The 8,423-nt window shown below is 34.6% G+C and carries 9 protein-coding genes and 1 tRNA gene; 7 read left to right on the top strand and 3 right to left on the bottom strand.

All coding sequences use genetic code 11. From position 1 onward, the window contains the following. Positions 1–163 precede the first annotated feature (163 nt). The 4 genes from WG67_RS05495 to WG67_RS05510 all read left to right on the top strand — a co-directional run bounded on the left by WG67_RS05495 (position 164) and on the right by WG67_RS05510 (position 2,829). A tRNA-Ser gene (locus WG67_RS05495) sits at positions 164–254 on the top strand. Between the two features lie 176 nt (positions 255–430). Continuing rightward, positions 431–1,576 carry a SurA N-terminal domain-containing protein gene (locus WG67_RS05500; RefSeq protein WP_070357069.1) on the top strand — a complete coding sequence of 382 codons (1,146 nt, stop codon included), beginning with the start codon at positions 431–433 and terminating at the stop codon, positions 1,574–1,576. A gap of 97 nt (positions 1,577–1,673) precedes the next feature. Continuing rightward, a complete protein-coding gene (locus WG67_RS05505) occupies positions 1,674–2,294 on the top strand; it encodes a ferredoxin reductase domain-containing protein (RefSeq protein ID WP_070357016.1) in 621 nt (206 codons plus the stop codon). After that, the gene (locus WG67_RS05510) at positions 2,278–2,829 is read left to right on the top strand and encodes a 5-formyltetrahydrofolate cyclo-ligase (RefSeq protein ID WP_010963143.1); all 552 of its coding nucleotides are present in this window, start codon (positions 2,278–2,280) and stop codon (positions 2,827–2,829) included. Before WG67_RS05505 ends, WG67_RS05510 begins: the two co-directional genes overlap by 17 nt. A 36-nt stretch (positions 2,830–2,865) precedes the next feature. Here the strand turns inward: WG67_RS05510 and WG67_RS05515 are convergent, their stop codons facing one another. Beyond that, a complete protein-coding gene (locus WG67_RS05515) occupies positions 2,866–3,900 on the bottom strand; it encodes a hypothetical protein (RefSeq protein WP_070357017.1) in 1,035 nt (344 codons plus the stop codon). Positions 3,901–4,036: 136 nt separating this feature from the next. Between WG67_RS05515 and elbB the strand changes: the two genes are divergently transcribed. Then, positions 4,037–4,744: an isoprenoid biosynthesis glyoxalase ElbB gene (gene elbB / locus WG67_RS05520; RefSeq protein WP_070357018.1), complete on the top strand. Its 708-nt coding sequence runs from the start codon at positions 4,037–4,039 to the stop codon at positions 4,742–4,744. A gap of 175 nt (positions 4,745–4,919) precedes the next feature. Further along, positions 4,920–5,228: a hypothetical protein gene (locus tag WG67_RS05525; protein ID WP_010081942.1), complete on the top strand. Its 309-nt coding sequence runs from the start codon at positions 4,920–4,922 to the stop codon at positions 5,226–5,228. A 2-nt stretch (positions 5,229–5,230) separates the two neighbouring features. Here WG67_RS05525 and WG67_RS05530 read toward each other — a convergent pair whose 3' ends face one another. Then, positions 5,231–6,778, bottom strand: a complete 1,548-nt coding sequence (locus WG67_RS05530; RefSeq protein WP_070357019.1) for a peptidoglycan D,D-transpeptidase FtsI family protein — start codon at positions 6,776–6,778, stop codon at positions 5,231–5,233. Between the two features lie 20 nt (positions 6,779–6,798). Between WG67_RS05530 and ispH the strand changes: the two genes are divergently transcribed. Continuing rightward, the gene (gene ispH, locus WG67_RS05535) at positions 6,799–7,728 is read left to right on the top strand and encodes a 4-hydroxy-3-methylbut-2-enyl diphosphate reductase (RefSeq protein WP_010963148.1); all 930 of its coding nucleotides are present in this window, start codon (positions 6,799–6,801) and stop codon (positions 7,726–7,728) included. 392 nt (positions 7,729–8,120) lie between these two features. Here ispH and WG67_RS08865 read toward each other — a convergent pair whose 3' ends face one another. After that, positions 8,121–8,339: a hypothetical protein gene (locus WG67_RS08865; protein WP_070357020.1), complete on the bottom strand. Its 219-nt coding sequence runs from the start codon at positions 8,337–8,339 to the stop codon at positions 8,121–8,123. Positions 8,340–8,423: the final 84 nt, after the last annotated feature.

Genomic DNA, 8,423 nt, shown 5'->3' on the forward strand with positions numbered 1-8,423 from the left:
ATCCTGGATCCCAGTGTCTGGGCACTGGGATGACAAGAAAGGGAGCACTGGAATTTTTGTTTCAGCATTAGCCATGCATCTGAACAGATACAAATATTGCAATTAAAAGCATTAGACAGGTGGTAGAGGTCTTGGTATTATATAATCTTTAGGTTCTAAATTTGGAAGGGTGGCCGAGCGGCTGAAGGCGGCGGTTTGCTAAACCGTTATACGACCCAAAAGTCGTATCGAGGGTTCGAATCCCTCTCCTTCCGTATACTGTTTTTAGCACGGTTTAAATTCGCTATATTAGCATGTTTTTAGCCTATTTACCAGCGTACCTGATTTTGTTGCAATGGTTTTTATTTCCATTGTCACTGAGATCACTATTAAAAAGTTGGCTAGCATTGACTCAGTATTTATTATAGAATTGGTTATTAACTTTACTTGTATGTATAAAATACTAATTTTACTGTTGATAGTGTTGCCACTTAGGTTGCTTGCAACCGAGATTGAAATTGTTGCAGATGTAAATGGTGAACCAATTTCAAATTTAGATATCGAAAAACGCATCAACTTTATAAATTCATTGTTTGGCACTCAAAGTGTTAATCAAAAAGAAGCAAAGCCTCAAGTGCTTAGGGAGCTAATAGACGAAATTATCATTATCAATGAAGCACAGAGGCTGAATATAAAATTGAGCAACGAGGAGTTAGATAATGCTATTATGTTATTTTTAACCCAAAGTTTTAAACTTAAGGCTAATGAAGTTGATCAATACATAGAGAAGCATAATATAGATCTTGGTACTTTAAGAAAACAAATAAAATGTCAGTTACTGTGGAGCAAAATTATTGAAGTAAGAATTGTGCCATTTATTAATATAAGCGATAAAGAAGTAGATGATGTAAAAAGGCAAACAGAAAAGCCGGATTATCTTATCACGTTCCAAGAGTTTATAATTCCTGATCAAAAAGACAAGGACGTTTATGGTATAGCTGAAGATTTAGTAAAAAAATTACGCAACAGTGATAACCCAGAATCTCCAATAAAGATGCGTAAAGCAACAGTTAATTTAAGTCAGCTAAAAGGAAAACTCAAGAGCGTTTTAGAAGGATTAGAAACCAGCGACATAGCAGGTCCATTCAGTTTCAGTGAAGGTTACTCCGTTATAAAAGTAATAGATAAAGTACAACTTAATCATGCACTGCTGGAAAGCACTTTAAAATTAAAACAGATTGTGGTTGAAGGTTCAGAAAGTTTATTAGATAATCTCAAGGAGCAAAAGGTCAGTTGTTTAAATTTTGATAAATTGGCAGATAATTTTAAGCTGCCAAACGCAAAAGAATTTGAAATAAAAATGCGAGATTTAAATCCTGATTTACAGATTTTATTTAGTAAAACAAGTGTGAATGAAATAGTAGAATTGAGAGAAAATGGCACTGCAAAGTTGATGATGTTGTGTGATATCAAGAGTAATGTAGCGGGTATAGAAGCAATCAAACAGAAAATGTACCAACAAAAGATTATGATACAAAGCAACTTGTTATTAGATGATATGCGTAAAAATGCAGCTATCAGTTATCGGTATAGTTGAAGTCAGAGAGTGTTCTTGTCTTTGTGTATAGAACTATATAAATTACTTTGTTCTATAAAATTTCAAAAAATTTGAACAAATGCAGTTAAAATAGCACATGAAGAATATAATGCTAATTGGTGGTGGAGTTGGAAATGCAGTGTTATTTTCGATAGGGAAGGCATGTCTTGAAAATAATAACAAGGTTTTGTACTTTGCTGGCTATAAGAAGTTAAGTGATGTATTTAAACGAGCACTGATAGAGCGTGCATCAAATGCAGTAGTTTGGGCATGTGAAGAAGGATTGATAGAAACAAGCAGAGATCAAGATAAATCCTTTCATGGTAATATAGTTGATGCAATAGTCTCTTATCAACAAGGAAGATTAGGTGTTAATTTGAACGTTATAGATAAAATTATCACTATTGGTTCTGACAAAATGATGAAAGCTGTGAATGAAGCTAGAAAAACAATTTTAAAGCCATATCTGAAATCAGGCCACATAGCGATATCATCAGTTAATTCTCCTATGCAGTGTATGATGAAAGAAATCTGCGCTCAGTGTGTGCAGCAACATATAAATGCGAAAACAGGAGAAAGGAGTTTTGTTTATAGTTGCAGTAATCAAGACCAGGATATGGGGTGTGTTGACTTTGACTTTTTAAGTGAGCGCTTGAAGCAAAATAGTTTACAAGAAAAACTTACTGCAAAATGGATAGATCATGTTCAAAGATATTAAACAGCACAAAAAGGAAATAAGAGAGCAATATAGAGCTATAAGAAAAGATATTGATGAAAGTTATTCCAGTTATGCGGCAAATTCCCTTATTAATCTCTTTAATCAGAACTTAAGCTACGTTAAAGGCAAAACAATAGCAGCTTACATTCCAATGGATGAGGAAATAGATGTTGTGCCTTTGATGCATAGTTTACTCGATTTAGATTATAAAGTAGCAATTCCTAATAAAAATAAGTTACTAAAATTTGAGGAATGGAACAAAACAAATGAAGACGTAATTCCCGACACAATCATTACTCCTGTTATTGCTTTTGATGATCATTTTAATAGATTGGGTTTTGGCGGTGGTTGGTATGATACAATGATAGAAAAACTGCGGCCACTTGGAAAAATATTTATAGGTGTAGCCTATGAGAAACAATATTGTAAAGATTTACCTGTAGAAAAACATGATCAAAAATTGGATATTATAATCACTGAGATGTGTGTTAGATGTGGAAGTGGATTGCTCAAAAAAGTGGATAAAAAAGAATAGATCTCTACCTTTTCCATTCCCTCCCTCTCCAAGCCATCAGAGGGTTTTGGTTTCTCCTGTACTCGCTTGTTCAGAACTTGGACTATCTAATTGAGGAACTGGTGACTTCATTTGGTTAACTTTATCATTAACCATTTTTTCTACCTCCTCTATTTTACCCTCACCAATGGCCATAATTTTAGATTGAAATTTCTCCATAAGTTCCTCAAGTGCTTCCTTATCACTTTCATAAGTACTAGTACCTTTTTCTCTAAGCTTTTTCATGTCATCTTCTGAAAAATTTTGAATAGTTCCATTCTTTACTAACTCTTGTATAGCAGATCGCTGCCCTTCATTTTGAAGCATGCCTATGACCTTTGCTTTACTCTGGGCGTTTTTTATTTTTTCACCTTCTTCGGACATATTATAGCCTATAATCTCTTGAGCCAAACTGTTGTATAATTTACTAAAGTTATCTTTTTTTGGCCCAACCTCAGGCAATTTATCCCCTAAATTTTTAGATAAACTTTTCACTGCTTTTCCTGCATCAATCGCACCTTCTTTTATTTTTTCCCCTGCCTTTACTATACCTATTCCTGCATAACGTGCTCCAATACCTACAAGTGCTATTAATGTAGCAAGCACAATAAGTGGAGAAAATGCTGCTCCTAATACCATTACGGCAGAAGCTATTCCAATTTTTTTATTTGCAGATGCTGATTTAAAATAATTGACTAGATTGTCCAGTGGACCTTTATTATTATTTATAACATTACTTATTGCTTGCTGATTAACAGATTTTAACGCCTCTTCTATTATTTTTGAGTCAACATTTTCAGAAGTTAAACCTTCAAGCGCTTCTTCAATGAATTTTATAAATAATTCTTTGTTGACCTCCTTTTGCAAGCCTTGGTCATTAATCGCTAAACCTAAATCTTTGAGGTTCATCCCTTTAACTTGTTCTGATAGGGTTGTAAATAACTCTTTTTTCCCCTCTTGTGAGGATTGTGCAATACTTTCTATTATATCTGAAATAGCTTTTCTTAGTTCTGGATAGTCAGTGTCAAAAAACATACTATTGCTAGATTCCATATTCAGCTTCGTTGATTATAAATATGCCTAATTATACATACTAATCATTAATTATATTATAATTGATATAACATACCCCTTTCCAAATATAGAATTTGTATTAAAATATCTAGATTATATGAAATCAAGGTACTTTATGGGTGAAAAAAAATTAAAAGCTGCTGTGGTCTTATCAGGGTGTGGTCACCTTGACGGTGCAGAGGTAAGAGAAGCGGTTTTAAGTTTGCTTGTGCTTGATCAGCAGGAAGTGGATGTTAAATGCTTTGCACCTGATATCAATATCACACAAGTTATGAATCATAGAACAAAAGAGGCAACAAAAGAAAAAAGGAATGTACTTGTGGAAGCAGCAAGAATCGCAAGAGGCGAAATATATGACTTAAAAGAAGCCAAAGCTGAAAATTTTGACATGCTAGTTGTACCTGGTGGATACGGGGTTGCGAAAAATTTATCTGACTTAGCTGAAAGTAAAGACATGGTGACAGTAATGCCTGAATTTGAAAGATTAGTTTCAGAATTTTTTGTTACAAAAAAGCCAATAGGAGCGATATGCATATCTCCAGCCATCATTGTTTCAATTTTAAGTAGCAAGATAGGTAAAGAAGAAAGTAAGGTTAAGGTAACTATAGGAGATGACAGAGAACAGTTGATAGAAAGGCTTGGCGGCGAGAACATAAAATGCGATACAGAGTTATCAATAGAAGACGAAGAACATAATGTATTTTCCTGTTCTGCTTATATGCGTAGCGACGAAAGTACATACTCTGTATATCAAGAGATAAAGCATATGATTGACAGCATGGTAAAAAAGATTAACAAAAAAACTAAACAGCCATTCCTATAAGGTGTACTAAATAAGACTTCTCTATTAATCACACAATTAACTGTTGAATTTTACATTTCTAGCTGTATTATGGCTACGTAGCTAAAGTAACTTAGGTTTATCGACGCTTTACTACTTGTTAGCGGTGTGGTGTAGTGGCCATATATGTTTAGTTCTTTTTTTTAAGGTATTTTGTATGTCAGATCTTTTCTATATTGAAACTACGTGTTGTGTGGACGGTCAGTGTGATGTTTATACAGGGGAAGTGAGTTTTAATGATGTCATGTTAGGCAAGTTCAGTCTAAATTCGTGCAGCGGGAAAGAAGCTATGATAAATCTAGACATTATTACATTCGATATTAATATCGCTATTGATGGTCAAAATGGAAAGACAATAAAAAAAGACCTTAAAGGTCTTGAATTTGTAACTAAAGATGATGGTTCTTGGTATATTAATAAGGATTTTGGTGATGATAAATTTGAAGTTGTAGTAAAGCAATCATAATTTTACATCTCAGGTGTAACATTTAGTATAGGCGCTATTCTATTTATAATGTTCTTTACTATAGGCGCAGCAATTATTCCCCCGGTATGGTGCATCCCTTGAGGCTCATCAATAGCAATTAGCACTATGTACCTTGGGTCAAGCATAGTTAGCACTCCTATAAATGATGCTATGTTTGCATCTTTGCTATATTTACCATCTACAACTTTTTCCGCCGATCCAGTTTTTCCTCCTATTGAATATGCCTTTATTTTTGCTTTTCTGCCAGTGCCATCTGTTACTGCTGCACGTAATAATTTTCTCATTTCCCTGGAAGTTCTTCTTGAGATAATTTGCTCTCCTATACTTCTTTTATTCAACATCAAGGTTGCGTTATGAAATATCCCATTGTTGATTAATGCTGCTGCAGTTTGTGCAAGATGTATAGGAGTTACAGCTATGCCATAACCATAAGATGCTGTTATTAAAGTGGTTTCACTCCATTTATCCGGGATTATCGGTGTGGATTTTTCTGGTATTTCTATTTTCAAAGGAGAAAATAGCTTCATAGCTTTAAAGTATTCTACCTGTTTTTCAATACCTAGTTTGACTGCAATTTTTGCTGCACCAATGTTGGATGATTTTACAAATATATCTTGCACAGTAATTTTTGGAATTTTAGATTTATGAAAATCCTGAATTTTATACTTTCCGATGGTGATTGGTGTTGATACGTCATATAAATCGCTAGTTTTTGTAGCGTTCGCATCAAGCGCTGCGGCTATTGTAAAGTATTTTAATACCGACCCCATCTCATATACCCCAAGACTGGCGCGATTAAACTTTTGTACGTCTTCTGCCTTATTCTGTAAGTTGGGATTAAAATCAGGTAGGCTGACCATCGAGATAACTTCACTATTTCTCACATTTAAAACAATTCCTACTCCGCCAAGTGCCTGATATCTGCTTACAGCTTTAGTTAGCTCTTCATGCACTATGCTTTGCACTCGTGTATCTAAGGATAGTATTATGGGCTTTTCTTGCTCATTGTTTTTACTTATATACGCCTCAACTCCTGCAATACCATTGCCATCTATGTCAGTGTAACCAAGCACGTGTGAAAATAAATTACTGTGAGGATATATACGCTTTATGTCGTCATCAAAATTTACTCCTGGTACACCAGCGTTTTTGATCGCTAGTAATTCTTTTGGAGTCAAGTGCCGCTTTATCCAAGCAAATTTCTTTTCTGAAGTAAGTACTCTATATAAGTTCTTGTATTCGAGGTCATGCAAAGTAGAACACAGTTGTGCTGCTATACTTTCCGGATTCTTTACTTTGGTTGCATCTATATATAGTGATGTTGTGGGCACATTTGTTGCTATTACCACTCCATTTCTATCTAAAATATCAGGTTGTTTATGTACTATATTATCTTTTCTAAAATTTTCTGAAGTAGTAAGTTGATCAAATGTTAAAGAGAATATGCGAAAAATAATTATTATATAAAATATAAATAATGGTACTATAAAACACAGTGAGCGGAGCTTATTTTTAAGTAATGCTTGCATATTTACTTGATTTGACAAAAATGGAAATCATCTTAGCTGAACCACGAGGTTTTTGTGCCGGGGTAAAAAGAGCTGTGGACATATTAGCTATTACTTTAGAAAAATACAAAAACGAGCGCCAAGTTTATGTGCTACACGAAATTGTTCACAATAAATATATAGTAGAGGACTTTAAGAAACAAGGAGTGGTTTTTGTAAGCAGTATCGAGGAAATTGAAGATAATGAAGGAATACTGATCTTCAGCGCGCACGGAGTATCAAAAAATATAGAAGATGAGGCAAAAAGAAAGGGTATTCAAGTGATTGATGCAACATGTCCTTTAGTCAACAAAGTGCATAAAGAAGCAAAAAGGTATGAAAACAGTGGTAAAGAATTAATTCTCATTGGGCATGAAAACCATCCAGAAGTTAAGGGAATTAGGGGAAGAGTAAACAATCCTATCACTTTAGTGCAAACTTTGCAGGATGTATATGATTTAAAGGTTAAAGATCCAGATAATTTGTCTTATGTTACACAAACTACGTTAAGCATCGACGATACCCGTGACATTATTGCTGCCTTGAAATTAAGGTTTCCAGGCATAACAGGTCCAGATTTAAAGGACATATGCTATGCAACGCAAAACAGACAAAATGCTGTTAAAAAGCTAGCTGAAATTGTAGACATGGTATTAGTTGTAGGAAGTAAAAATAGCTCAAATTCAAACCGCTTATTAGATCTGTGCACTGCCAGAGGAAAAAGAGCCTACTTGATTGATAATTACAGCTGTGTGAATAAAAGCTGGTTTCAGGGCGTAGAAAAGATAGGAATCACCGCAGGTGCTTCCGCTCCTGACATATTAGTTGATGAATTAATAGACTACCTAAAAGTAAACCTGAGTGTAAAAATTTCAGTTATGCCAGGTGGTATTACTGAAAATGTTCAGTTTAAAATACCGAATCTGGTTTAAAACACAACTTATCTACTAAACTTCTCTTGAAATCACACAAACCAGCATCTATAGCTAAGACGTCATACCGCGATTCATTAGACTTCTTGCATAACCATATAACAAACTTTTATTGGGAATAGAAACGAAAAAACTTGCTTGACAAACTCCGCCAGCCCTCTTATCATGAAACTGAAATAGTGAATTATGCAATGTTGTACTAGCAGTCAAAAGGTAAGGATTACTTAATGTATCAGCGTCTTATGTTCAATTTTTTGCAGTATATAGATACTGTATGTCTTTACAAAACTTCATCTACATCTAGATTTTTATCTAAATAAGCTGAACGCGCTTATAAAGCGTTACAAGACATCAAAAAATGCCAATACTCGACAGAGATAGTAAAAGACTAGCTAACTCGGGGATTCTTTGTCTTTTTTTCTGCTTAGTAAATTTCTTAAACATTTGCAGCGTAGGTTAGTTGCAATTAAAAGCGGCTGAATCTCGCTTGTCAAGCGTTTAAAACATAAAAACGCCAATATTTTAAAGCGGATAATAACCCCAGGGCTTCTTTTGCCTTTTTTTTCATTTGGTAAATTTCTTAATGTTTGTGGCTGAACGACAACCGTCATCCCGCTACTTGTTAGCGGGATCTCTTGTTAGCGGCTGAGATACCGCGAATGAATCGCGGTATGACGGTTCGCGGCGGCATGAAG

The sequence above is a fragment of the Wolbachia endosymbiont of Drosophila incompta genome (assembly GCF_001758565.1).
In the GTDB taxonomy this organism is placed as follows: Bacteria; Pseudomonadota; Alphaproteobacteria; order Rickettsiales; family Anaplasmataceae; genus Wolbachia; species Wolbachia pipientis.